This window comes from Stutzerimonas nitrititolerans, assembly GCF_003696285.1.
Taxonomy (GTDB): domain Bacteria; phylum Pseudomonadota; class Gammaproteobacteria; order Pseudomonadales; family Pseudomonadaceae; genus Stutzerimonas; species Stutzerimonas nitrititolerans.
Map to the genome: position 1 here is coordinate 1 of NZ_RFFL01000002.1, position 25055 is coordinate 25055.

The 25055-nt window shown below is 63.0% G+C and carries 21 protein-coding genes; 13 read left to right on the top strand and 8 right to left on the bottom strand.

The window, feature by feature from the left end:
• Positions 1-45: 45 nt before the first annotated feature.
• On the bottom strand, positions 46-1245 hold the full coding sequence (gene tyrS / locus EA795_RS02170) for a tyrosine--tRNA ligase (protein ID WP_058073967.1): 1200 nt from the start codon (positions 1243-1245) through the stop codon (positions 46-48).
• A 172-nt stretch (positions 1246-1417) separates the two neighbouring features.
• On the opposite strand from tyrS, the gene EA795_RS02175 reads away from it, so the two are divergent.
• Together EA795_RS02175 and EA795_RS02180 are read left to right on the top strand one after the other, a co-directional pair.
• Positions 1418-2806, top strand: coding sequence for a peptidoglycan DD-metalloendopeptidase family protein (locus EA795_RS02175; RefSeq protein WP_170910481.1), 1389 nt, complete (start codon positions 1418-1420; stop codon positions 2804-2806).
• Positions 2807-3898 carry an anhydro-N-acetylmuramic acid kinase gene (locus tag EA795_RS02180; protein ID WP_122075304.1) on the top strand — a complete coding sequence of 364 codons (1092 nt, stop codon included), beginning with the start codon at positions 2807-2809 and terminating at the stop codon, positions 3896-3898.
• 72 nt (positions 3899-3970) lie between these two features.
• Here EA795_RS02180 and erpA read toward each other — a convergent pair whose 3' ends face one another.
• Positions 3971-4321 carry an iron-sulfur cluster insertion protein ErpA gene (erpA, locus tag EA795_RS02185; protein ID WP_014851496.1) on the bottom strand — a complete coding sequence of 117 codons (351 nt, stop codon included), beginning with the start codon at positions 4319-4321 and terminating at the stop codon, positions 3971-3973.
• A gap of 132 nt (positions 4322-4453) precedes the next feature.
• Positions 4454-5488 (bottom strand): N-acetyl-gamma-glutamyl-phosphate reductase, encoded by a 1035-nt coding sequence (gene argC, locus EA795_RS02190; protein ID WP_122075306.1) that lies wholly within the window; start codon positions 5486-5488, stop codon positions 4454-4456.
• 131 nt (positions 5489-5619) lie between these two features.
• Between argC and hemJ the strand changes: the two genes are divergently transcribed.
• From hemJ to EA795_RS02205, 3 genes are all read left to right on the top strand, one after another.
• Positions 5620-6048 (top strand): protoporphyrinogen oxidase HemJ, encoded by a 429-nt coding sequence (gene hemJ, locus EA795_RS02195; RefSeq protein ID WP_058078793.1) that lies wholly within the window; start codon positions 5620-5622, stop codon positions 6046-6048.
• A gap of 21 nt (positions 6049-6069) precedes the next feature.
• Complete coding sequence (locus EA795_RS02200) at positions 6070-7029, top strand: NAD(P)H-dependent flavin oxidoreductase (protein WP_122075308.1); 960 nt, start codon at positions 6070-6072, stop codon at positions 7027-7029.
• 93 nt (positions 7030-7122) lie between these two features.
• Complete coding sequence (locus EA795_RS02205) at positions 7123-8073, top strand: DUF805 domain-containing protein (RefSeq protein WP_058078795.1); 951 nt, start codon at positions 7123-7125, stop codon at positions 8071-8073.
• Between the two features lie 268 nt (positions 8074-8341).
• On the opposite strand, the gene EA795_RS02210 is transcribed toward EA795_RS02205, so the two are convergent.
• Positions 8342-9817 carry an AAA family ATPase gene (locus EA795_RS02210; RefSeq protein ID WP_058078796.1) on the bottom strand — a complete coding sequence of 492 codons (1476 nt, stop codon included), beginning with the start codon at positions 9815-9817 and terminating at the stop codon, positions 8342-8344.
• Positions 9818-9896: 79 nt separating this feature from the next.
• On the opposite strand from EA795_RS02210, the gene EA795_RS02215 reads away from it, so the two are divergent.
• Positions 9897-10238, top strand: a complete 342-nt coding sequence (locus EA795_RS02215; RefSeq protein ID WP_014851490.1) for a histidine triad nucleotide-binding protein — start codon at positions 9897-9899, stop codon at positions 10236-10238.
• Positions 10239-10287: 49 nt separating this feature from the next.
• Complete coding sequence (gene coq7, locus EA795_RS02220; protein ID WP_014851489.1) at positions 10288-10935, top strand: 2-polyprenyl-3-methyl-6-methoxy-1,4-benzoquinone monooxygenase; 648 nt, start codon at positions 10288-10290, stop codon at positions 10933-10935.
• Positions 10936-11011: 76 nt separating this feature from the next.
• On the opposite strand, the gene pgeF is transcribed toward coq7, so the two are convergent.
• The gene (gene pgeF / locus EA795_RS02225) at positions 11012-11764 is read right to left on the bottom strand and encodes a peptidoglycan editing factor PgeF (RefSeq protein ID WP_122075310.1); all 753 of its coding nucleotides are present in this window, start codon (positions 11762-11764) and stop codon (positions 11012-11014) included.
• Positions 11761-12735, bottom strand: a complete 975-nt coding sequence (gene rluD / locus EA795_RS02230) for a 23S rRNA pseudouridine(1911/1915/1917) synthase RluD (protein ID WP_014851487.1) — start codon at positions 12733-12735, stop codon at positions 11761-11763. The genes pgeF and rluD overlap by 4 nt, the downstream gene beginning before the upstream one ends.
• Before the next feature lie 420 nt (positions 12736-13155).
• Between rluD and EA795_RS02235 the strand changes: the two genes are divergently transcribed.
• The 4 genes from EA795_RS02235 to EA795_RS02250 all read left to right on the top strand — a co-directional run bounded on the left by EA795_RS02235 (position 13156) and on the right by EA795_RS02250 (position 17511).
• Entirely contained in the window at positions 13156-14148 is a 993-nt protein-coding gene (locus tag EA795_RS02235) for an outer membrane protein assembly factor BamD (RefSeq protein ID WP_122075312.1), read from the top strand.
• Between the two features lie 89 nt (positions 14149-14237).
• Positions 14238-14471: a PP0621 family protein gene (locus tag EA795_RS02240; protein ID WP_122075314.1), complete on the top strand. Its 234-nt coding sequence runs from the start codon at positions 14238-14240 to the stop codon at positions 14469-14471.
• Positions 14461-16059 carry a two-component system sensor histidine kinase NtrB gene (locus EA795_RS02245; protein WP_122075316.1) on the top strand — a complete coding sequence of 533 codons (1599 nt, stop codon included), beginning with the start codon at positions 14461-14463 and terminating at the stop codon, positions 16057-16059. The genes EA795_RS02240 and EA795_RS02245 overlap by 11 nt, the downstream gene beginning before the upstream one ends.
• A gap of 111 nt (positions 16060-16170) precedes the next feature.
• Positions 16171-17511 (top strand): sigma-54-dependent transcriptional regulator, encoded by a 1341-nt coding sequence (locus tag EA795_RS02250; protein WP_122075318.1) that lies wholly within the window; start codon positions 16171-16173, stop codon positions 17509-17511.
• A 35-nt stretch (positions 17512-17546) separates the two neighbouring features.
• On the opposite strand, the gene EA795_RS02255 is transcribed toward EA795_RS02250, so the two are convergent.
• Positions 17547-18602, bottom strand: a complete 1056-nt coding sequence (locus tag EA795_RS02255) for a DUF2333 family protein (RefSeq protein WP_122075320.1) — start codon at positions 18600-18602, stop codon at positions 17547-17549.
• Between the two features lie 209 nt (positions 18603-18811).
• Between EA795_RS02255 and EA795_RS02260 the strand changes: the two genes are divergently transcribed.
• Entirely contained in the window at positions 18812-20422 is a 1611-nt protein-coding gene (locus EA795_RS02260) for a response regulator (RefSeq protein ID WP_014851481.1), read from the top strand.
• A gap of 52 nt (positions 20423-20474) precedes the next feature.
• Entirely contained in the window at positions 20475-22439 is a 1965-nt protein-coding gene (locus EA795_RS02265; RefSeq protein ID WP_122075322.1) for a methyl-accepting chemotaxis protein, read from the top strand.
• A gap of 116 nt (positions 22440-22555) precedes the next feature.
• Here EA795_RS02265 and EA795_RS02270 read toward each other — a convergent pair whose 3' ends face one another.
• Positions 22556-24835, bottom strand: coding sequence for a YgiQ family radical SAM protein (locus EA795_RS02270; RefSeq protein WP_014851479.1), 2280 nt, complete (start codon positions 24833-24835; stop codon positions 22556-22558).
• Between the last annotated feature and the right edge of the window lie 220 nt (positions 24836-25055).

The following is a 25055-nucleotide window of genomic DNA, read 5'->3' on the forward strand; positions in this document are numbered from 1 at the left end:
GCATTATAGGCCCTCGAAACGACACGTCAATGGGACGCGGGAAATTTATTCCGCGACCAATGATATACGACCGAAAGCCTTCTTGCCCGCTTGGCAGACATGAGTCGAGCCGAGCTTGAACATAAAGGCACGATCCACAACCTCACCATCCACCCGCACGCCACCAGAGCCGAGCAAGTCTCGAGCAACAGCCGCATTCTTGACCAGCCCAGCCCGATTCAGCACCGATGCCACTGGCATGTCTTCAGGGGAACGCAATTCGATATCAGGGATATCCTCAGGCAATTCACCCTCCTTCATTCTATTACCCGCCGAGCGGTGCGCTGCGGCCGCCGCTTCTTCCCCATGGAAGCGCGCGACGATTTCCTCGGCCAGCTTGATCTTGATGTCCCGAGGATTGGCGCCCTTCCGGACGTCCGCCTTGAATCCATCGATCTCGTCCATGCTGCGGAAGCTGAGCAGTTCGAAGTAGCGCCACATCAGCGCATCGGGGATGGATACCAACTTGCTGTACATCACCCCAGGCGCTTCCTGGATACCGACATAGTTTCCGAGCGACTTGGACATCTTCTTGACGCCATCGAGCCCCTCCAGAAGCGGCATGGTCACGACGCATTGCGAGGCCTGCCCATAGGCACGCTGCAATTCCCGCCCCATCAGCAGATTGAACTTCTGGTCCGTACCACCCAGCTCTACATCAGCCTGCAGGGCGACCGAGTCGTAGCCCTGCACCAAGGGATAGAGAAACTCGTGAATCGCGATCGGCTGATTGGTTGAATAGCGCTTGCTGAAATCATCGCGCTCGAGCATACGGGCGACGGTGTATTGCGAGGCCAACCGAATGAAGTCGGAGGGCTTCAACAGATCCATCCAGGCCGAGTTGAAGGCGACCTCGGTTTTCGCCGGATCGAGAATCTTGAATACCTGCGCCTTATAGGTCTCGGCGTTCTCGAGGACCTGCTCACGCGTCAGCGGCGGACGTGTCGCACTCTTGCCGCTCGGATCGCCGATCATCCCGGTAAAGTCACCGATCAGGAAAATGACCTGGTGACCCAGATCCTGAAACTGGCGAAGCTTGTTAATAAGCACAGTGTGCCCGAGATGAAGGTCAGGGGCAGTTGGGTCGAAGCCCGCCTTGACCCGCAAAGGCGTGCCTTTCTCCAGCTTGGAAATCAGCTCGGATTCGACGAGCACTTCCTCAGCGCCCCTCTTGATCACTGCCAACTGCTCTTCAACAGACTTCATTCAGTGGCCCCACACCAAAAGTAAAAGGCGGCAACCTTACAAGATCGCCTGAAAAATACAATGCTCCCAGACGTGCGCCACTAGGCGGACGGCACATTCCAAGGGTTGCCTCCGGTCAGCTTTGATTATATTTTAGGCAGATATTTTTCGTACAAAAAAACGCCAGCCCATAATGACCTCTTCAAAATCGAAAGCACCCAACTACCCGAAAAGCCATCTTCTGGCCGCCAGCGGTGTAGCAGCGCTTCTGAGCCTGGCTCTTCTTGTGTTTCCATCTCGTGAAGTCGAGGCGAAGAAAACCTTCCTCGATCTTCGACTCGACAACCCTGCCGAATTTCATGAGCCCAGCCAGCCCCATGAACCTCAAAGCGCCACCGATTCTCCATTCGCCCAGATTCAACCCAGCTCTCCAGACGACGAGGTCGTCGATGAACCTGAAGCGATCGTCGAGGCCGATCCTCTCTCGAAAGAATTGACAGTGGCCAATGGCGATACGCTATCGACCGTATTCGCCAAAGTGGGTTTGCCCTCCAAGACAGTTCACGAAGTACTCTCCAGCAGCAAGGACGCCCAACAGTTATCGCGCCTGAAGGTCGGCCAGCGCCTGGTGTTTCAGCTAACCGAGCAGGGTGAACTTGCAAGCCTGCACAGCCCGATCAGCAAACTCGAGAGCATCCGGATCGACCGATCCGACGACAGCTATGTCTTCAAGAAAGAGCAGATCAAGCCAGAGGTAAACACTGCCTATGCGCACGGCGAGATCGAAAGCAGCCTTTTCCTCGCCGCAAAACGCGCCGGACTGAGCCACAACCTGACCATGGATCTGGCCAATGTATTCGGCTACGACATCGACTTCGCCATGGACATCCGCAAGGGCGATACCTTCGAGGTGATCTACGAAGAGAAGACCATCGAAGGGGAAAGGGTGGGAACAGGCAACATTCTCGCCGCTCGCTTCACCAACCGTGGCAAAGCCTTCACCGCCATCCGCTACACCAACAGGCAGGGCAACAGCAGTTACTACACCGCAGAGGGTGAAAGCATGCGCAAGGCGTTCATCCGCACGCCAGTCGACTTCGCACGCATCAGCTCACGCTTCTCGAATGGCCGCAAGCATCCGATTCTGAACAAGATCCGTGCGCACAAAGGCGTCGACTATGCGGCCCCGCGCGGCACGCCGATCAAAAGTGCTGGCGATGGCAAGGTTCTCCTGGCCGGGCGCAAAGGCGGTTACGGCAATACCGTGATCATTCAACACGGCAATCGCTATCGCACCCTCTATGCCCATATGCAGGGTTTCGCCAAAGGCGTGCGTAACGGTTCGACGGTGAAGCAAGGACAGATCATCGGATACATCGGCACCACTGGCCTGTCCACAGGGCCGCATCTGCATTACGAGTTCCAGGTGGATGGTGTGCATGTCGATCCGCTCGGTCTGAAGCTGCCAATGGCGGATCCCATTGCCAAGAACGAGAAGCAGCGCTTTCTTCAGCTGAGTCAGCCCCTGATGGCACGCCTCGATGAAGAGCGCGCAACGATGCTGGCGATGCGAGAGCAGTAAGTGCATCTTTATCTGGGCCTGATGTCTGGCACCAGCCTTGACGGTCTGGATTTCGCACTGATCCAGCAGAGCGACAGCACGAAGCTGCTCGCAACCCATTACGAGCCCATGCCGGCGCAACTGAAGCAGGAACTGCTGGCGCTGTGTGCCAGTGGCCCGGACGAACTGGCTCGTGCCGCCCTGGCCGAGCAACGCTGGGCCGAGCTGGCAAGCATCGGTATCGACAAGCTGCTGCGCCAGGCGCAGATCGCCCCCAGTTCCATTCGCGCCATCGGCAGCCACGGGCAAACCGTGCGGCATGAGCCCAAGCGCGGCTTCAGCATCCAGATCGCCAACCCTGCCCTGCTCGCGGAGCTGACCGGCATATCGGTCGTCGGCGACTTCCGCCGCCGCGACGTGGCGGCAGGCGGACAAGGCGCACCGCTGGTTCCCGCCTTTCACGAAGCGATGTTCAGCGACCCGAAACGTACCAGGGCGGTGCTCAATATCGGCGGCTTCAGCAACCTGAGCCTGTTCGCACCCGGCATGACCACCCTAGGCTTCGACTGTGGTCCAGGCAACGTGTTGCTGGATGCCTGGATACAACGCCACCTGGCGCAGCCATTCGACAGAAATGGCAGCTGGGCCGCCAGCGGTACGCTTCAGTCCCGGCTTCTCGAATCATTGCTGAGCGATGAGTTCTTCGCTGCCAGTGGTCCCAAAAGCACGGGGCGCGAACTGTTCAATCTGCCTTGGCTGGATGCGCATCTGTCTTCCCTCGATGACATTGCCCCGGAGGATGTCCAGGCGACCCTGCTCGAGCTGAGCGCACGGAGCATCTGCAACGCCTTGCTCGAAAGCCAGCCGAACACCGAGGACCTGCTGGTCTGTGGAGGCGGCGCACATAACGCCGCACTGATGAGCCGCCTGCAAAGCCTGCTGCCGTCGACCCGGGTTACCAGCACCGCCGCCTTTGGCGTGGAGCCTGACTGGATCGAAGCGATGGCATTCGCCTGGCTGGCGCACTGCTGTCTCGAAGGCATCCCGGCTAACCGACCCAGCGTGACAGGCGCGCGCGGCTTGCGCGTGCTGGGCGCGATCTACCCCGCCTGAGTTCGGCCGGAAAATTATCCTGCCCATACAAAAACGCCGTGCAAGAGCACGGCGTTTCGGAACGGCCCAGCGTCAGATCGAGAAAGACTGACCGCAGCCACAGGTCGTCGTGGCATTCGGGTTCTTGATGACGAAACGAGAGCCCTCGAGCCCTTCCTGATAATCGACTTCAGCCCCCGCCAGATACTGGTAGCTCATCGGGTCGACTACGAGACTCACACCCTCACGTTCGATGATGGTGTCATCTTCAGCCAGATCCTCGTCGAAGGTGAAACCATACTGAAACCCGGAGCAACCACCGCCCGTGACGAAGACGCGCAGCTTGAGGCGCGGATTCCCCTCTTCATCGACCAGACTCTTCACCTTGCTCGCGGCCCCCTGACTGAACTGGATGGCGGTGGGCGTGAAGGATTCGACACTCATTTGGTTCTCCCGGCGCGGAACGCCCGTTTACTGCGTTGACAACGCATTATCAGCTTGCCCTACGAAATCGGTCAACTATTCATAGGTGGCAGCTCCTCGCTACAGGAGCCGCTCGATGACTGGATGATCTGCTCAGGGCAGCAGCGCGACGTTGTTCAAGCCGAGGCGTTCGTCCAGCCCGAAGATGATGTTCATGTTCTGCAACGCCTGGCCAGAGGCGCCCTTGACCAGGTTATCGATGACCGACAGCACCACTACCAGCTCGCTTCCCTGCGGCCGATGCACCGCAATCCGGCACATATTGGCGCCACGTACGCTACGGGTTTCAGGGTGGCTGCCAGCTGGCATCACGTCGACGAATGGCTCGTTGGCGTAACGCTGCTCATACAACGCCTGGAGATCGACCGAGGTGTCCGCCACCGTTGCGTAAAGCGTGGCATGGATTCCGCGAATCATCGGCGTCAGGTGAGGAACGAAAGTCAGCCCCACATCGCCCTTGGCGGCGCGACGCAATCCCTGCGTGATTTCGGGAAGGTGCCGATGCCCCTTGACTGCATAAGCCATCATGCTCTCACCCGCTTCGGTGAATAGCGAGCCGATCTTCGCGGCACGCCCCGCGCCACTGACGCCTGACTTGCAGTCGGCGATCAGACGCGAAGCATCTGCCAGTCCATTCTCCAGCAACGGCAACAAGCCCAGCTGCGTGGCGGTCGGATAGCAGCCCGGCACGGCGATCAGACGAGCGCTTCTGATCTGCTCCCGATTGACTTCGGGCAAGCCGTACACCGCTTCCGGCAGCAGCTCGGGCGCTCCATGTGGCTGGCCGTACCACTTGGCCCATTCTTGCGCGTCCTGCAGGCGGAAGTCGGCCGACAGATCGATCACCCGGGTGCCGGTAGCCAGCAGCTCAGCGGCCAGTCCGTGGGCCACACCATGCGGAGTCGCAAAGAACACCACGTCGCAGGTCCCTAGCGTGGCGGTGTCCGGCACGCTGAAGGCGAGCCCATCGTAGTGGCCGCGCAGGTTGGGATACATATCCGTCACCCTGACGCCGTTTTCCGAGCGAGAGGTGATCACGACCACTTCGGCTTGCGGATGCTGCGCCAGCAAACGCAGCAACTCGACTCCGGTATAACCTGTGCCGCCGACGATGCCGACCTTGATCATGCTCTGCCCCTCGAGTGAACCGGTAAAGATTACGATGATAAAGGCGCGAGGGCGCGGGGACCAGCCGTCAAGGTGACGTGTTCCCCTCATGCCACTACTATCTGCCGCACCCCTCGAACAAGGAACCCGTGATGCTCTACCTATGGCTCAAAGCGCTGCATATCGTCGCGATCGTCTGCTGGTTCGCCGGGCTGTTCTATCTGCCCAGGCTGTTCGTCTATCACGCGATGAGCGAGGACCAGCTGAGCCGGGAGCGCTTCCAGACCATGGAGCGCAAGCTCTACCGGGGCATCATGATGCCTTCGATGATCGCGACGCTGCTGTTCGGCATCGGGATGATCGCCATGAACCCCGGATTGTTCGCCACAGGCGGATGGTTGCATGCCAAGCTGGCGCTGGTGATCGTACTGATCGGATATCACCACCTCTGCGGCGCTCAACTGAAACGCTTCGCACGCGATGAGAACAACCGCAGCCACGTTTTCTATCGCTGGTTCAACGAGTTTCCGGTGTTGCTGCTGCTGGCGATCGTGATTCTCGTGGTGGTCAAACCCTTCTAAACCTGCGCGAGGGATACCTGCATGCCGCTTCCAGCACAGCTCGAACAGCGCTTACGCCTGCCCCTGGTGGCGGCGCCGATGTTTCTGGTTTCCAACCCGGCACTCGTCACCGCCTGCTGTACCAATGGCGTGGTAGGCAGCTTTCCAGCCTTGAACCAGCGTGAAAGCAGCGGCTTTCGTGACTGGCTGCAAGAGATCGGCGAGCAGCTTGCCACGCAGCCAGACGCCGCACCCTATGCGGTAAATCTGATCGTTCATCACAGCAACCCACGTCTGCAGACCGATCTCGCGATCTGCGTCGAACAGCGGGTTCCGATCGTGATCACCAGTCTTGGTGCGGTGAAGGAAGTGGTGGATGCCGTACACAGCTACGGAGGGCTGGTCTTCCATGACGTCACCACCCGTCGACACGCGGAGAAAGCCAACGAGGCGGGAGTCGACGGCCTGATTGCCGTTGCCGCCGGTGCGGGTGGACATGCCGGCACCTGGAGCCCGTTTGCGCTGATCGCCGAGATTCGCCAGTTCTTCGACAAGACGCTGCTGCTGGCCGGCTGCCTCAACCAGGGCCACGAAATCCTCGCGGCTCAAATGCTCGGAGCAGACCTCGCTTATATGGGCACGCGATTCATCGCTACCCGAGAGAGCCAGGCGCCGGAGGAGTACAAGAACCTCCTGTTGCAGGCCCATGCGGCGGATATCGTTCACACCGCCGCCGTGTCAGGTGTACCAGCGAGCTTCCTGCGCCAGAGCTTGCAAAAAGCCGGTTTCGACGAAGCCCGCCTGTCGGGCAAGGGCGAAATGAACTATGGCGAGAAGCTGAAACCGGCCAACGACGAAGCCAAGGCCTGGAAGACCGTCTGGTCCGCCGGCCAGGGCGTCGGCGGCATCTCCGACCTGCCGAGTACCCAGGCGTTGATTGCGCGCCTGGACGACGAATACCAGGCGGCCCGCAAACGTGCCATGACACTCGCAAGCCGGTGAGCGAACCGATTGCGCGGGAAAGCCTGAGCCGGCTTGTTCCGTCCTGGCCATCACTTTAATCTTGCTCCTACCTCAGCGTGACAAGGACGTTACATGGAATCCAATCGTTACCGAATCGTCTTCGACGGCGCACTGCTGCCCGGCATGACGCTCGACAGCGTCAAGGAAAACCTTGCGCGCCTGTTCAAGACCGATCGAGAGAAAGTCGACCAGCTGTTCGCTCGCGGGCCGGTGAATATCAAGCGGGAGCTGACCGCCGGCGAGGCGGACCGGTACCTGCAAGCACTGCGGCAGGCAGGCGCCGAAGCACGCAAGGAGGCCGAGCCTCGCTCCGCGCCCGCCTTGAGCCTCGTCGACATCGCACCGGCCGGCTCGGCAGAGGATCCGACAGCAACGCGAATGGAATGCCCCAAGTGCGGTCATTCCCAGCCCCGCGCGATTCAGTGCAACAGCTGCGGCATCGTCATCGAGAAATATCTGGCCAGACAGGCTCGGCTTGCCGAAGACAAGGCAGGCGACGATGCGCAGAGCGCGACGCACCCATACGCTACTCCCCGCGCCCAGGTTGCCGAACCGATGCCCGCCTACGGTGAACTGCGAGCCTTCAGCCTGCAAGGCCGGATCGGCCGCCTGCGCTACCTCGCCTGGTCAATGACCCTGTCAGCTGCCGCCCTGGCGCTGCTGGCCGTCGCCGGGATCGGCTTTGCCATCTCGCAGGTACTGGGCGTGATTCTGTTTGCAATGATCGGCGTCGGTTTCGTCGTCGTCAGCGTACAGATTGGCGTTCAGCGCCTGCACGACATCGGCTGGTCTGGCTGGTTTCTGCTGCTCAACCTGGTCCCGGCGGTCGGCTCCTTCTTTCCGCTGGTGATGCTGCTTTACCCGGGTAAAGCCGACGCCAACCGCTTCGGCCCACCGCAACCGCCAAACAGCAGAGCGGTGAAGATCCTCGCTGCGCTTTGGCTACTGGTGCCAGTCATCGGCATCCTGGCCGCCATCGCCATTCCGGGCTACCAGCAGTACCTGCATCGCGCGGGGATGTGAGGTAGGGTCTGTTGCCGTTTCGTACGCGGCCGCGCCGGAGCCTGTTTTTCTGCGAAGCAAGGCGCGAGGAGTGAAGATTGGTCATTCCAAATGAGCGACGAGGAACGCAGCGGCGCGCAAAAACAGCCCCGGCCCGAAGGGATGCGCGGCAAATAGCGCCATGCGGCGTTGCGGGACTTGGCAAGGGAGCGACCATTGCCTGCGTCCCGCGCCTTGCCTGGCGCTATTTGGCGCGGCAACGCGGCTCGCGACGAAACGGCAACAGACCCTAGGCCAGCACGGCCCGCCCCGCAGCCCATTCGCGCAGGTCGTCCAGCGCTTCGGCCATGATCACCGACAGCGGCGATGTGGCACGCATGCAGTCGAGCAGCATCTGCTGATCCGGATCGCGCAACTGCGCCTGGCCGGCGTAAACCGCAGAGACAACGACCTGCTCGATTTCCGCCCCGGAGAAGCCGTCGCAAGCCTCTGCCAGGACGGCCAGGTCGAAGCGCTCCGGATCGAACTCGCGCCGAGAGAGGTGGATGCGGAAGATTTCGGCCCGCGTTTGCACATCAGGCAAATCGACGAAGAACAGTTCGTCGAAGCGCCCCTTGCGTAGCAGTTCAGGCGGCAGGCGATCGACAGCGTTGGCCGTCGCCACCATGAAAACGGGCGCCTCGCGCTCGGCCATCCAGGTCAGCAGCGTACCCAGCACCCGCTGGCTGACCCCGCCGTCCATCTCGCCGGTTGCGAGCCCCTTTTCCAGTTCGTCCATCCACAAGACGCAGGGCGCCATCTGCTCTGCCAGCTTCAAGGCCTCACGCAGGTTACGCTCGGTTTCACCGAAGAACTTGTTGTACAGGCAGGCGAAATCCAGTCGCAGCAAGGGCAGCCCCCACAGCCCCGCCACAGCCTTGGCCGCCATGCTCTTGCCGCCGCCCTGAACCCCGACGAGCATCACACCTCGCGGCATATCGGCCTTGCGGCGCGCGAGGAACGCGCCCTGGCGCTCACTCAGCCAGCGCTTGAAATTGGACAATCCGCCGACATCGGCGAAACGCTCTGTCTCGTATTCGAAACTCAGCACACCGCCCAGATCCAGCAGCTCGAATTTCTTGCGATTGAGCTCGGGCAGATCCTCCTGGGTGATCGCCCCGTCGTCGCAGATCAGCCCCTGGGCCAGGCTCCGGGCCTCGGCATGGCTCAGACCACGCAGATTCTTCACCACCTGTTGCAGCGTGCGGTTGTCGGTGCGTACGCGCGCGCCCCTGTTGCGTTCGCTCCAGCGCGTGGCTTCTTCGCGAACGATGCTCAGCAACTCCTCCTCGGAAGGCAGCGCCAGGCTGAAGCGGGCGGCGTAGCGCTGCACTTCCGCGGGCAGCTTCAAGGCATGGGAGACCAGCACCAGCGTGGGCGCAGCCGTGCCCTCGGCCATGGCGATTTCCTTCACCAGGCGAACCACCCGCGGCTCGTCGAGAAAAGGGTGCAGATCGCAGAATACGTAGAGATTGGGCAACGGATCGTGCCTGACTCGCCGCAGCGCGGCCTCCGCGGCACAGCTTTCGCCCTCGTCCAGCGCCTCACCGCCGAAAGCGAAGCGCCGCAGGCCCTCGGTGACGGACCACAGATAGAGCCCGGCCGCTCGCGTGACGGCCAAGCCGGTCAAGGTCTCCAGCACGCGCCGCTCGTCCCATGACTCGATGACCACCAGCCGCAGCCGCGATTCGAGTACCAGCGCCAGATCGCGGATATCGTTTTTCATCAGTTCTCCTCCGTGTGCTGGCTCATCAGCCAAAGAGCGGCCTGTTACACTGTCGTTCATCCAATCCCGGAGAGTCACCATGGATTGTCTGTTCTGCAAGATTGTGGCGGGTGACATTCCCGCTCAGAAGATATACGAGGACGATCAGGTCATCGCCTTCAACGACATCGCGCCACAGGCGCCCGTGCATTTTCTGGTGATTCCGAAGAAGCACATCGCGACCCTGCACGACCTCAGCGAAGAAGACGACAAGGCGCTCGCCGGTCATATCCTGTTCACGGCGCAGCGCCTGGCCGAAGAACGAGGATGCCAGGAAGGCTTTCGCGTCGTAATGAACTGCAACGACCTGGGCGGCCAGACGGTCTACCACATCCATATGCATGTACTCGGCCAACGCCAGATGCACTGGCCACCGGGCTGACAGCGCACTTCTCGCAGAAACCGAATCCGTCAAAGCACCTGGAGGCGCCATGTCCAGCCACCGCGAATACTCTCCCGCCGATCGCCTGCTGATGCAGGCGGACGCCGCGCTCAGAACCCTGCTGCCCTTCAGCGGCCAGCCCAACCGTCCGACACCGGCGGTATTGAAGAACGAAGCCGAACTGAGCGACAGCGAAGCACGTCACGTTGCCGGACTCATGCGCATCAACCACACCGGTGAAGTCTGCGCGCAGGCCTTGTACCAGGGGCAGGCATTGACGGCCCGCCTGCCCCGCGTGCGCCAGGCGATGGAGCACGCCGCCGAAGAGGAGATCGACCATCTGGCTTGGTGCGAACAGCGCATTCGCCAGTTGGGCAGCCACACCAGCGTGCTCAACCCACTGTTCTACGGCCTCTCGTTCGGCATCGGCGCCTCGGCGGGCCTGGTCAGCGACCGGATCAGCCTGGGCTTCGTCGCGGCCACCGAGGATCAGGTGTGCAAGCACCTCGACGAGCACCTCGAAAGAATCCCCGAAACGGATCAGAAATCCCGCGCCATCCTCCTGCAGATGCGCGAAGACGAGGCACGGCATTCGACCGCGGCACTCGATGCCGGTGGCTTGCGCTTCCCGGCACCGATCAAGTTCGGCATGAGCCTCATGGCCAAGGTGATGACCAAGACCACCTACCGGATCTGAGGCTGGCCTCGTCGGGCGGGAGTGCTAGGGTCTGTTGCCGTTTCGTCGCGAGCCGCGTACGAAACGGCAACAGACCCTAGCGGTTATCGGTCGCGCCATCCAGCCAGATCAGGCTGGCGAAACGCCCGGTGCGGGCGGCGCGTCGGTAAGAATAGAAGCGCGGATCGTTGAAGGTGCAGAAACCACCACCATGGACTTCAACCAGTCCGATGGCGGCCAGGCGGATTCGCGCCAGCCGATAGAGATCGGCCATGAAACGCCCGGCATTGTGACTCGGCCGAAAAGCCTCCGCCGCTGCCGCGCGCTGCGAAACGAAGGCCTCGCGCACCTCCGGCCCGACCTCGAAGGCCTCCGGCCCGATCGCCGGCCCGAGCCAGGCCAGCAACTGGTCACCAGGCGAGCCCAAGGCTTCGACCGTGGCTTCCAATACTCCACCCGCCAGCCCGCGCCAACCGGCATGGGCTGCCGCGACGCGCGTGCCGGCACGGTCACAGAACAGTACCGGTAGACAGTCGGCAGTCAGCACTGCACAGGCGATGCCCGGCTTATCGCTCCAGTTGGCATCGGCTACCTGAAGGCGCGATGGATCGGCCTGGACCACCTGGACGGAGTGCACCTGGCTCATCCACCCAGGCTGAACGCCCAGAATCTGCCGAAGGCGGCCGCGGTTCTCCGCCACGGCCTCCGGCGCATCGTCCACATGATCGCCGAGGTTGAAACTGTCGAAGGGTGGCTGGCTGATGCCGCCACTGCGTGTGGTCACGCAGGCACGGACCTGGGCGGGTGCCGGCCAGTCCGGGACGAGCCAATCGGCCGGCCAGCGCGTCACCCGACGAACGCCTCGCGGTCCTGCTGGAGTAATGTCAGCAACCAGACGAAATCATCGGTCAAGGGTGACTCCCACTTCAGCCGCTCACCCGTGACCGGGTGATCCAGCTCGAGAAAGCGTGCATGCAGCGCCTGGCGTGGAAACTCCCGCAGCGTTTGCACCAGCGTCGGGTTCGCCGCCGGCGGTATGCGAAAGCGTCCGCTGTAGAGCGGATCGCCCACCAGCGGGTAGCCAAGATGACTCATGTGCACGCGGATCTGGTGGGTCCGCCCGGTTTCCAGCTTGACCCGCACGTGGGTATGCGAACGGAAGCGTTCCAGCACCCGATAGTGGCTGACGGCCGGCTTGCCACCGTCCACAACGGCCATGCGCTGGCGTTGCTGGCCATGACGGCCGATGGGCGCGTCGACGGTGCCGCCGGTGATGATCACGCCGATGACGATGGCTTCATAGATGCGGCTGACACTGCGCGCCTGCAGCTGCTCGACCAGACGCGTCTGCGCCTGCAGTGTCTTGGCCACCACCATCAGGCCGGTGGTGTCCTTGTCCAGCCGATGCACGATACCAGCGCGCGGCACGTTGATCAGGTCGGGCACGTGATGCAGCAAGGCATTGAGCAGCGTGCCATCCGCATGGCCCGCAGCCGGATGTACCACCAGCCCTGCGGGTTTGTTCAGTACCAGGATGTGTTCATCCTCGAAGACGATATCCAGCGGAATGTCCTGCGCCACCCACTCGCCCTGCGCCTGCTGCTCGGCCGACAGCTCGAGGACCGCCCCTGCGTGCACCGTATCGCGAGGGCGCAGCACCGCGCCGTCGACCGTGAGCAGGCCATCCTTTATCCAGGCGCTGAGGCGCGAGCGGGAGTGGTCGGAGAACAGCTGCGCCGCGACCTGGTCGAGACGCTGCCCGCCCAGCTCGAACGGCACCTCGGCGCGGAGTTGGATCGCCTGTGTATTGATTGTCGACATAATTAGGGACGTTTTACCTTGGAAAGCGAAGCGCTCCGCTCCGTCGTTTGGCACAGGAGGTCGGCATCTTCCCGAGCGCGCTCCGCGATTGCGCGCGGTGTCTTGCGAAACACCAGCCGCTGGGCTTTGCCATGCGGGCCGCCTGCCGATACGTTTCGCCGTTCGTTCGAGATAACCAGAACTCGCACCACTGACCTCGCTTGCGGCTTCATGACCCGGCTTCGGGGCTCGGCCTGTTGGTCCTGGCGTCGCGGCCGTCGATTCGATCGCGTCGACCATTGCTTGCGAGGGGTGGAGCCTTTGGTTTCAGCTACACGCTTGTGTTTAAATACGGCGTCTTTGTCCCGGCGTGCCGGGGCGCTCATCATAACAGGACGGCCTTGCGCGAGACAGCCAGCCGTCACAGGGACGCACGCCGCCATGCAAGTGAAACACCTGCTGCTGATCGCCATTTTCGCCCTTACCGCTGCCTGCTCATCCAACGAAACCATCAGCGAAAACCTGGGCGAAACGGAACTGTACCAGCAGGCGCAGGCCGATCTGGACAACAAGAGCTACACCAGCGCCATCACCAAGCTCAAGACGCTGGAGTCGCGCTACCCCTTCGGGCGCTTCGCCGAACAGGCACAGCTCGAACTGATCTACGCCTACTATCGCAACATGGAGCCCGAGGCGGCTCGCTCGTCGGCCGAGCGCTTCATCCGCCTGCATCCGCAGCATCCCAATGTCGACTACGCCTATTACCTCAAGGGCCTGGCCTCCTTCGATCAGGACCGTGGACTGCTGGCGCGCTTCCTGCCGCTGGACATGACCAAGCGTGACCCGGGTGCCGCCCGCGACTCGTTCAACGAATTCGCCCAGCTCACCACGCGCTACCCCAACAGCCGCTATGCACCCGATGCCAAGGCGCGGATGGTCTATCTGCGCAACCTGCTGGCAGCCAACGAGATTCACGTGGCGCACTACTACCTCAAGCGCCAGGCCTACGTCGCGGCCGCCAATCGTGGGCGCTACGTGGTGGAGAACTTCCAGGGCACGCCTTCGGTCGGTGACGGCCTCGCGGTGATGACCGAGGCCTATCAGCGCCTGAAGCTGGACGACCTCGCCGCCAGCAGCCTCCAGACCCTGACACTCAACTATCCGGAGCACGCCAGCCTGGAGGACGGGAAGTTCGTACCGCTCGAACAGGAAGCGGACAACCGCGGCTGGCTGTCGCGCGCGACCCTGGGCCTGATCGAATCCGATGTCGAAACTCCCGACAGCTCGCGCGCCAACCGCGACGTGCTGCGCCAGTACGAAAATGCCGCGCAGGATCTGCCCGACGAACTGCGCCCCGTGCTCAAGGAAGCGGAGCAGGAGGAAAGCAACGAGCGATCCTGGTGGAGCTACCTGACCTTCGGCCTGTTCGACTGACAGAGCGGCGCCGTGCGGCATGATCCGATCCTCATGCCGCTCAGCCTTTCGGTCGCTGTCGCCACTCTGACCTAGCCAGGAAATCACCCATGGGCCTGTTTCGTTTGCTGTTCTGGATCATTCTGATCGCCGCCGCCTTCTGGCTCTGGCGCCGAGTCATGCGCAAGGGCTCCAACAAGCAAGCCGCCCAGACGACGCTGCCCATGGTGCGCTGCGCCCAGTGCGGTGTTCACGTACCCCGCGCGCAGGCGCTGCAGAACCAGGATCGCTGGTATTGCAGCCGCGCCCATCTCGAACAGGACAGCCAGCCGGGTGGGCACTGAGAGCCTGGCGCTTCCGGGTTCCCAAGGGCAGCGCATCCTTCGCGTCTACCACCTCTATCGCATCGCGATCGGCCTGGCGCTGGTGCTGCTGATCAGCAGCGATCTGCATGACGATCTGATGCGCATGCGCAGCCCGGCGCTGTTCCACTACGGCGCCTGGCTCTACCTGATTCTCAACACCCTGATCGCCGTCCTGGCATACAAACCCAGGCAGGGGCTGCCCATTCTCAGCCTGGCGCTGATGGACGTGATCCTGCTTTCCGCGTTGTTCTATTTCGCCGGCGGCACCCCGAGCGGGATCGGCAACCTGCTGATCATCGCCGTGGCCATCGCCAACATCCTGCTGCATGGCCGCATCGGCCTTCTCATCGCCGCTATCGCCGCCATCGGCCTGATCTACCTGACCTTCTACCTCAGCCTGGGTGATCCGGACGCCAGCCGCCAGTATCCCCAGGCCGCGGCACTGGGCACGCTGTGTTTCGCCGCGGCGCTGCTGGTCCAGGGGCTGAGCCGGCGCCTCAGGGTCAGTGAAGAACTGGCCCTGAGGCGCGCCGAGGAAGTCGCCAATCTGGAAGCGCTCAACGCGCTGATCCTGCAGCGCATGCGCACCGGGATCCTGGTGCTCGATTCGCGCCAACGTGTATTGCTCGCCAACCAGGGCGCCCTGGAGTTGCTGAGACAGGAATCGCTGGTCGGCGAGCGCCTGGCACCCCGCTGCCCGGAACTGCTCAAGGCCATGCAACGCTGGCGCGACAACCCGACCCTGCGCCCACAGAATCTCAAGGCGACAGCCGACGGGCCCGTCCTGCAACCCAGCTTCGCGGCCCTGCAGAACGGCGCAGAACAGAACGTGCTGGTGTTCCTCGAAGACATCTCGCAGATCGCTCAGAAGGCCCAGCAACTGAAGCTCGCGTCCCTCGGTCGCCTGACCGCGAGCATCGCCCATGAGATCCGCAACCCGCTCGGCGCCATCAGCCACGCCGCGCAACTGCTGCAGGAATCCGACTCGCTCGATCAGAGCGATCAACGGCTGGCGCAGATCATCCAGGACCATTCGCGGCGAATGAACCTGGTCATCGAGAACGTGCTGCAGCTCTCACGTCGCCGGCAGGCCGAGCCGCAGCTGCTGGACCTGAAGTACTGGCTGCATCGCTTCGCCAGCGAGTTCCGCGGCGGCCTCGCCCCCAACCAGACGCTGCATCTGGAAACCATCGGCAGCTCGCTGCAGACCCGCATGGACCCGAACCAGCTGATCCAGGTGCTGACCAACCTCGTCCAGAACGGCCTGCGCTACAGCGGCCAGACGCATGCACAGGCGCAGGTGTGGTTGCGCCTGTTTCGCGACACCGTCAGCGACCTGCCCGTGGTGGAGGTGATCGATGATGGCCCAGGCGTACCCGCCGAGCAGGAACAACTGGTTTTCGAACCCTTCTTCACCACCGAAAACAAGGGAACCGGCCTGGGACTCTATATCTCCCGCGAGCTGTGCGAGAGCAACCGGGCATGGCTCGATTACCGGAAGCGCGACGAACAGAGTGGCAGCTGCTTTCGCATCACCTTCGCCCACCCCCGCAAAAGGGCCGAATAACCACGGCAATGGTTCACACAACGGCGACACCTTCGGGTACAAAGAGCCGGTTCACGTTAAGATTGCGCGGAGCCGCCCTACCGCGGCACTGCCTAAATACAGAACCAGACCATGACTGCCCGCCAGAAAGCGCTGATCATCGACGACGAACCGGACATCCGCGAGCTGCTGGAGATCACCCTCGGCCGGATGAAGCTGGACACCCGCAGCGCACGCAACCTCAAGGAGGCACGCGAGTGCCTCGCCCGTGAACACTACGACCTCTGCCTGACAGATATGCGCCTGCCCGACGGCTGCGGGCTGGAGCTGGTTCAGTTCATCCAGCGGAATTACCCGCAATTGCCGGTGGCCATGATCACGGCCTATGGCAGCCTGGATACGGCGATCAGCGCACTGAAGGCCGGGGCCTTCGATTTTCTCACCAAGCCGGTCGACCTGGGCCGACTCCGCGAGCTGGTCAGCACCGCGCTGCGGTTGCGCGCCTCTGGTCCGGAGGAGCTACCGGTGGATGGTCGGTTGCTGGGCGTATCGCCGCCCATGGCCACGCTGCGCAAGCAGATCGGTAAGCTGGCGCGCAGCCAGGCTCCGGTCTACATCAGCGGCGAATCGGGCAGCGGCAAGGAGCTGGTTGCCCACCTGATCCACGAGCAGGGCCCCCGTGGCGAGCGCCCTTTCGTACCGGTCAACTGCGGCGCCATCCCCTCGGAACTGATGGAAAGCGAATTCTTCGGCCACAAGAAAGGCAGCTTCACCGGCGCCATCGAAGACAAGCAGGGCCTCTTCCAGGCGGCCAATGGCGGCACGCTGTTCCTCGACGAAGTGGCCGACCTGCCACTGCCGATGCAGGTCAAGCTGCTGCGCGCAATCCAGGAGAAGGCGGTTCGTGCGGTCGGCGGCGCAGTGGAAATCGCAGTGGATGTACGCATCCTCTGCGCAACCCACAAGGACTTGGCAAGCGAGGTCGCCGCCGGACGCTTCCGCCAGGATCTGTACTACCGCCTGAACGTCATCGAGCTTCGCGTACCACCCCTGCGCGAGCGTCGTGAAGACATCGCCCTGCTGGCCGACAACATGCTGCGCCGGCTGGCCCAGGAATGCGGCGACAGCCCGGCCCGGCTACAGCCGGAAGCGCTTGCCAAGCTGCAGAGCTACCGTTTTCCAGGCAACGTTCGCGAGCTGGAAAACATGCTGGAACGGGCCTATACGCTGTGCGAAGGCGACGCCATCAAGGCCAGCGACCTGCGCCTGGCCGATGCGCCGGGCGCAACGGACGGCGGCGACGCCAGCCTGGCGCAGATCGACAATCTCGAAGACCACCTGGAAGAAGTCGAGCGCAAGCTGATCATGCAGGCACTCGAAGAAACCCGCTGGAACCGCACCGCCGCGGCACAGCGGCTGGGATTGTCATTTCGCTCGATGCGCTACCGCCTGAAGAAGCTCGGGCTGGACTGATCGCCATGACAGCGACCAGCCCTCCTCGCACCTGATCACCCCTGCGACAGCAGGTTCCGCAGATCGATGATTCCGGCATTGGCCCGGGAAATGTAATTGGCCATCACCAGCGAGTGGTTGGCCAGCACGCCATAGCCGCTGCCATTGAGCACCATCGGGCTCCACAGCGGCTCCTGCGCAGCCTCCAGTTCACGAATGATCTGCCGAACGCTGACGGTGGCATTCTTCTTGGCCAGCACATCGGCGAAGTCCACTTCGATGGCACGCAACAGGTGGGACAGGGCCCAGGCCTGGCCGCGCGCCTCGTAGAAGACGTTGTCGATCTGCAGCCAGGGCGTCTCCATCCGCCGCTCCTCGACCTCCGGCACCACACCTTCGTTCACCATCTCCGGCGTGGCATTGCTGTCCAGCCGCACACGACCAACGCTGGCCGACAGGCGCTGCGACAGCGAGCCCAGGCGGGTCGCGGTGTCGCCGAGCCAGTTGTTCAGGTTGTCGGCACGCGCATAGAATTGCGCCTTGGGCGCCGGATCGCTCAAGCGCTCCAGATAGCGGTCGAGAAAACGGATGCCGTTGCGGTACTCGGTTTCGGTCGCCGGCAGCACCCAGCTGCGATTGTCGAAGTTGAACAGCGGCTCCCCCTTGGCCAGATCGGGATCCTCGGTGGATTGCGATTGCGAGCGGGCGAAATCCTTGCGCAACGCCCGACTCAGATCGCGTACCTGCACCAGCACGCCGTATTCCCAGCTGGGCATGTTGTCCAGCCACAGCCCTGGCGGCGCGATGTCGTTGGTCAGGTAGCCACCCGGCTTGTCCAGCAGTGTACTGACGACACGCTTGAGGGTTTCCACTGTGGTATAGCCCCTGACGATCTGTCGCTGCGAGCCTTCGGCAGCCTCGCGAACATGCTGCTGCACCGGGAACAGGTCGGGTTCACGACTCCAGTACCAGCCGATGACCAGCACCACCAGCAGATAAAGACCGATCACCACGGCCAGGGTAAGCAGCAGCGGATTGCGCCCGTTCGTTCCGACAGTCGTGGCACTTCCCGAGGGGCCGAGGCGCCTGAAGCGATTCTTCCAGTCCAGCATTGGCATGTGTCCTTCTCGATTTCAAAGGTTCGACCGCCTGACACCATGAGCGTTGCGGCAGGTGTTTCACTATAACGCAGGCGCCAGAGGCTCAGTGGCATATTGAGAACTGGCCCGCATGACGGCCCTGCCGGTCTTCCGCATCGGTGATAGCATGCAGCCATGACCACGCCTCCTCCGGGAGGAGGCGCGCCAGGAAGACCCCGAGAATGTCGGATCAAGAAGAACTCAAACAGCATTTCGCCCAGCGCGTCATTCACCAGGCCCGTGAGGTGCTGGAAGTCTGGCAACAGCTGCAGCGTGGTGAATGGAACGACAATTACCGCAACGCTCTGGCCGACGCCACGCTACGCCTGCGTCGTTTCGCCGAGCGTTTCGGCCAGACCGAGCACAGCGAGCTCGCGTTGGGCATCGAGGATTGCCTCGGCGACATTGAGGACAACCGCGGACGGCTCTCCAGCACGTCCATCGCCACGCTCAGCCAGCTGGTCTACCGTCTCGCCCGCACCGGGCTGCGCCACAGCGATACGCAAAGCCAGGCCGTGTACGTTCCGCCGCTGAGCAAACCCGTCTATATCGCGCTTCAGGATCATCAGCGCGCCGAGCACGTGGTGCGCCAGCTGGAATTCTTCAGCATGACGGCCCAGGCCTTCGCCAGCGATGCGGCCTTTCGTGCGGCGATGCACGAGCGCCACCCCGCCGCGATCGTCATGGACGTCGACTTCAATGGTCCCGGCGAAGGGCTCAAGCTGGCCGAGCGGATTCAGCAGAGCCTGGACGAAAAGCTGCCGCTAATCTTTTTCAGCCATGCCGACACCGACACGCCGACCCGGCTGGCGGCCGTACGCGCCGGTGGCCTGGAGTTCTTCACCGGCAGCCTGGATGCATCCAGCCTGCTGGAAAAGATCGAGATATTCACCCGCACGGCGCACTACGAGCCCTTCCGGGTGCTGATCGTCGACGACTCCCGCGCCCAGGCGACGCACACCGAACGTGTGCTGAACAATGCCGGCATCATCACCCAGACACTGATCGAGCCGATCCAGACCATCGCCGCGCTGGCCGAATTCCAGCCGGACCTGATCATCCTCGACATGTACATGCCGGTCTGCATGGGCACCGAGCTGGCCAAGGTGATCCGCCAGCACGAACGCTACGTCAGCGTGCCGATCATCTACCTCTCCGCCGAGGACGATCTCGACAAGCAGCTCGACGCCATGAACGAAGGCGGCGACGACTTCCTGACCAAGCCGATCAAGCCGAGCCACCTGATCGCCACCGTGCGCACCCGCGCGGCACGGGCGCGCAGCCTCAAGGCGCGCATCGTGCGCGACAGCCTCACCGGGCTGTACAACCATACCCATAGCCTGCAACTGCTGGAGGATGCCAGCTTTCGTGCACGCCGCGACGGCCAGCCGCTGAGCTTCGCGATGATCGACATCGACCATTTCAAGAAGGTCAACGATACCTATGGCCACCCCATGGGCGACCGGGTGATCAAGAGCCTCGCCCTGTTCCTCAAGCAGCGGCTGCGCAAGACCGATCACATCGGCCGCTACGGCGGCGAGGAATTCGCCGTGGTGCTTCCCGACACCCGGGCCGAGGACGCCTGCAAGGTCCTCGACGAGATCCGCCGGCGCTTCGCCGAAATCCGCTATCCGGCGAAACAGGAAGATCTCACCTGCACCTTCAGCTGCGGCATCACCGAGCTGACGGCCGACAGCGACATCAAGCTGCTGACCCAGCAGGCCGACGAAGCGCTCTACCGCGCCAAGCACGGCGGTCGTAATCGGGTCGAGCGCTTCCAGCCTGTCACATGACTGACATCAAATAGCCATACATTGCCAGCCTCGACAGATGCAGGAGGCGGCGATGCGCTTGAAGTCGGTTACCACCATCAACACCTTGCTGCTCATTGCGGTCTGCCTGGCGCTCGGCGCAACGCTGTGGTGGTCGGAGCGCGCCCTCGAGCGGCCCTATCTGCTGATGGCCCGCTATCTCGAACTGTCCCAGCAATTCCAGGATCGACTGGCACGGAACATCCAGGACTACCTCGGCAGCGGCGATGCGCTTCGTCATAGTGAAGCCATGCAGGCACTGGAAATGCTCGCGCAAGGCGTCGATACGCTGCCTGAGCAGTTCGCCGAGCAATTGCGCCCCAGCCTCGAGCAGCTCGCCCAGTTCGCCGGCAGCGAGCTGCTGGCCGCAGGAAAGCTGGCAGGCGATCCCCAGGGGCTGCTGCTTCAGGCCGAGCGGGAACTGGCGAGCACCCTGCAGCAGCTGGACAGCTATGCCCGACAGAGCGACCGGCCGCAGGCAAGCGCCTATCAGGAGCCCTTGTTCGCAGCCAGCCGTCATCTGCTGCGCCTGAGCCATGCGCGCGGCAAGCTGGTGAGCACCGGCCGGGACGAACTCGCCGCCGAAGTGGAGCAACCGCTACAGATGCTCGATCAGGAGGCTGCCAAGCTGCAATCCCTGCCGCTGCTCGGTATCGCAAGCACGGCGCAATCCAGCGTGCCCTCCTTCGCCGACCTGCTGGAGCTGGACACCGACAGCGAGCAGCAGGCCAGCGAAGATACCGGTATTGCGCTCAAGCGGGAGCTCTCCAGTCTGCTCAAGCGCTATCCGGCCGAGCTCGAACGCACGCGTCAGCTGATCCGCGAGCGCAGCGAACTGATCGACCGGAGCATGGCCAGAGTCGCGGCATTGCAACAGGCGCTGGCGGAACTGGAGCCGGAAATTCGTGCGGAACGTGCACGCATCCAGGCCGAGGTGCGTCTGGCGCAGGGTGGAATCATCGCGCTGATATTGCTGATCGCGCTGGCCATCGACCGCCTGCAACGCCGTCTGACCCGCACCCTGGGCCAGCTGGTTCCGGCCTTGTCCAGCTGGGCACAGGGAGACTTCAACGAAGTCGTCAAACTAGACTCGAAAATCAGCGAGATGGAAGCCATCGAAACTTCGCTGAACCGCCTGCGCGGCTATCTGCGGCAGCTGGTGGGCACCTTGCGCCAGCACGCCCAGGCCGTGGCCGGCAGCAGCCACGACCTAGCGGAGGTGAGCACCGCCTTGCACGATGGCGCGCTGCACCAGACCGGTGAAACCGGGGAAATCCGTGACGCCCTGGGCGCGCTGGAGAGCACCATCCAGCAGGTCGCCGATGGTGCGCAGGAAACCGCCGAAACCAGCCGCGCCGCCGAACAGGCGATCAGCCACGGCCAACAGGTCATCGGTCAGAGCCTCGAGGGTTTGCAGGCGCTGGTCGGCGAGGTCGAAGTCAATGCCCAGGCCATCGAGCGCCTGGCGGACGAAACCAGCACCATCGGCGGAGTACTGACGGTGATTCGCTCGATTGCCGAACAGACCAACCTCCTCGCCCTGAACGCGGCCATCGAAGCCGCTCGCGCGGGCAACCATGGCCGCGGCTTCGCCGTGGTCGCCGACGAGGTGCGCTCGCTGGCTCAGCGCACCAGCGGTGCGACCGCCGAGATTCAGCAATTGATCGAAGGGCTGCAGCAGGCAGCGCGGCAGTCGGTCGAGGCGATGCGTACCGAGGTCGAGCATGCGCGCAGCACCGCCAGCCAGGCCGAAGCGGCCGAAGTCGCGCTCAAACAGATCGTCGCGGTCATCGCCAATATCGGCCAGATGGCCAACCAGATCGCCGAGACCACTTCACAACAGAGCGAAGCCGTCAGCGAAATCCGCAGCCACAGCGAGCGCATTCACCAGCTGGGCGACACCAACCTGGCGTATATCAGCCGCAGTCGGGAACAGAGCAGCCAGATGCTGCAGCTGGGCGACGAGCTGACTCAGGTGACACAGGCGTTTCGGCTTTAGGCTGGAGGCTGGAGGCTGGAGGCTGGAGGCTGGACAGTGAGCGACCTAACGCGCCCTCCTCCGTCAAGCTTTTTCGTCCAGCCTTAAGCCTCCAGCGCTTCTATCGGCTTTTCGATCTACCTTGGCACCGGCTTGCCGCGCCCCTTGCCCGCCGGCTTCGGCTTACCCGCACCGGCCGCGGCCTTGCGCCGGGCCTCGGCGGCGGCCTTGGCCTGCTCGCGCTTGTCCCAGGCGTTGCCGTCGTGGCTGCGCGGCGGCAGGCCATTGTGCTGGGTCAGGATCTTGCCGCCCTGACCGGCTTTCTTGCTGCCGACCGGCGTGGAGTTCTTGCGACGGGCGCTGTGATAGCCATCCACCGCCGGCTGATGAGCCGGGATCAGCTGGTGCTTGCCGCTGCCGATCAGATCGCCACGGCCCAGGCGCAGCAACGCTTCGCGCAGCATCGGCCAGCCCTTGGGGTCGTGGTAGCGCAGGAAGGCCTTGTGCAACCGGCGCTGCTCCTCGCTCTTGACGATGGTCACCTCCTCGCTCTTGTAAGTGACCTTGCGCAGCGGGTTCTTGCCGGTGTGGTACATGGCCGTGGCGCTGGCCATCGGCGACGGATAGAAGGCCTGCACCTGGTCGGCGCGGAAACCGTTGGCCTTGAGCCACAGCGCGAGGTTCATCATGTCCTCGTCGGTGGTGCCCGGATGCGCGGCGATGAAGTAAGGGATCAGGTATTGCTCCTTGCCCGCCTCCTTCGAGTACTTCTCGAACATCCGCTTGAAACGGTCGTAGTTGCCGATGCCCGGCTTCATCATCTTGTCCAGCGGGCCTTTCTCGGTGTGCTCCGGGGCGATCTTGAGGTAGCCGCCAACGTGGTGCGTGACCAGTTCCTTGACGTACTCCGGCGACTCCACGGCCAGGTCGTAGCGCAGGCCGGAGGCGATCAGGATCTTCTTCACGCCGGGCAGCGCGCGGGCCTTGCGGTACAGCTCGATCAGCGAGCTGTGGTCGGTATCGAGGTTCTCGCAGATACCCGGGAACACGCACGACGGCTTGCGGCAGTGCTTCTCGATGTCATGGCTCTTGCACGCCAGGCGGTACATGTTGGCGGTCGGCCCGCCGAGGTCGGAGACCACGCCGGTGAAGCCGGGCATGCCGCGCATGGCCTCGATCTCGTTGAGGATCGATTCGTGGGATCGGTTCTGGATGATCCGTCCCTCGTGCTCGGTGATCGAGCAGAAGGTGCAGCCGCCGAAGCAGCCGCGCATGATGTTCACCGAGAAGCGGATCATCTCGTAAGCCGGGATCTTCGCTCCGCCGTAGTCCGGATGCGGCACGCGGGCGAAGGGCGAGGCGAACACGTAGTCCATTTCCTCGGTGGTCAGCGGGATCGGCGGCGGGTTGAGCCAGATGTCCTGGTCACCGTGACGCTGCACCAGCGCGCGGGCGTTGCCCGGGTTGGTTTCCAGGTGCAGCACGCGGTTGGCATGGGCGTACAGCGCCGCATCGTTGCGCACCTTCTCGAACGACGGCAGGCGGATCACCGTACGGTCGCGCTCGATCTTCGGATTGGGCAACAACTGGACGACTTTCGCCTCGTTCGGATCCTCGGCAGGGCCCTTGTCCTTTTCGATGGCGCAGGCCTGCAGGTCCTGGGTGCTGACGTAGGGGTTGATGATCTGGTCGACCTTGCCCGGCCGATCGATGCGCGTCGAGTCGATCTCGAACCAACCCTCGGGAGTGTCCTTGCGGATAAAGGCGGTGCCGCGCACATCGGTGATCTCGCCGATGGCATCGCCGCGCGCCAGCCGCTGCGCCACCTCGACGATGGCGCGCTCGGCGTTGCCATAGAGCAGGATGTCGGCGGTGGCGTCCATCAGGATCGAACGGCGCACCTTGTCCGACCAGTAGTCGTAATGGCCGATGCGCCGCAGCGACGCCTCGATCCCGCCCAGCACCACCGGGACGTGCTTGTAGGCTTCCTTGCAGCGCTGGCTGTAGACCAGGCTGGCGCGGTCGGGCCGCTTGCCGGCCAGGCCACCCGCGGTGTAGGCATCGTCGGAACGTACCTTGCGGTCGGCGGTGTAGCGGTTGATCATCGAGTCCATGTTGCCCGCGGCGATACCGAAGAACAGATTCGGCTCGCCGAGCTTCATGAAGTCGTCTTTGCTCTGCCAGTCCGGCTGGCTGATGATGCCGACGCGAAAGCCCTGGGCTTCCAGCAGCCGCCCGATGATCGCCATGCCGAACGAGGGATGGTCGACGTAGGCATCGCCGGTGACGATGATCACGTCGCACGAGTCCCAGCCGAGCTGATCCATCTCCTCCCTGCTCATCGGCAGGAACGGCGCCGGACCGAAACATTCGGCCCAGTACTTGGGATAGTCAAACAGCGGCTTGGCAGCATGCATGGCGAAAAACCGGGGCAACGAAAACGGGCGCGGAATATAGCACAAAAAATAACCAGCATGTCCCAGCACAGAGGTCGGAAAACGTAGGGTGGATGTCGTTTTTTACATCCACGCTGACTGCGCCTCGGTGGATGAGCTTCGCGTCATCCGCCCTACGCGGCTGGAGCGTGGGCCACCTATCCTGTAGGGCCGAATTCATTCGGCCAGCGGATTTCGCAAC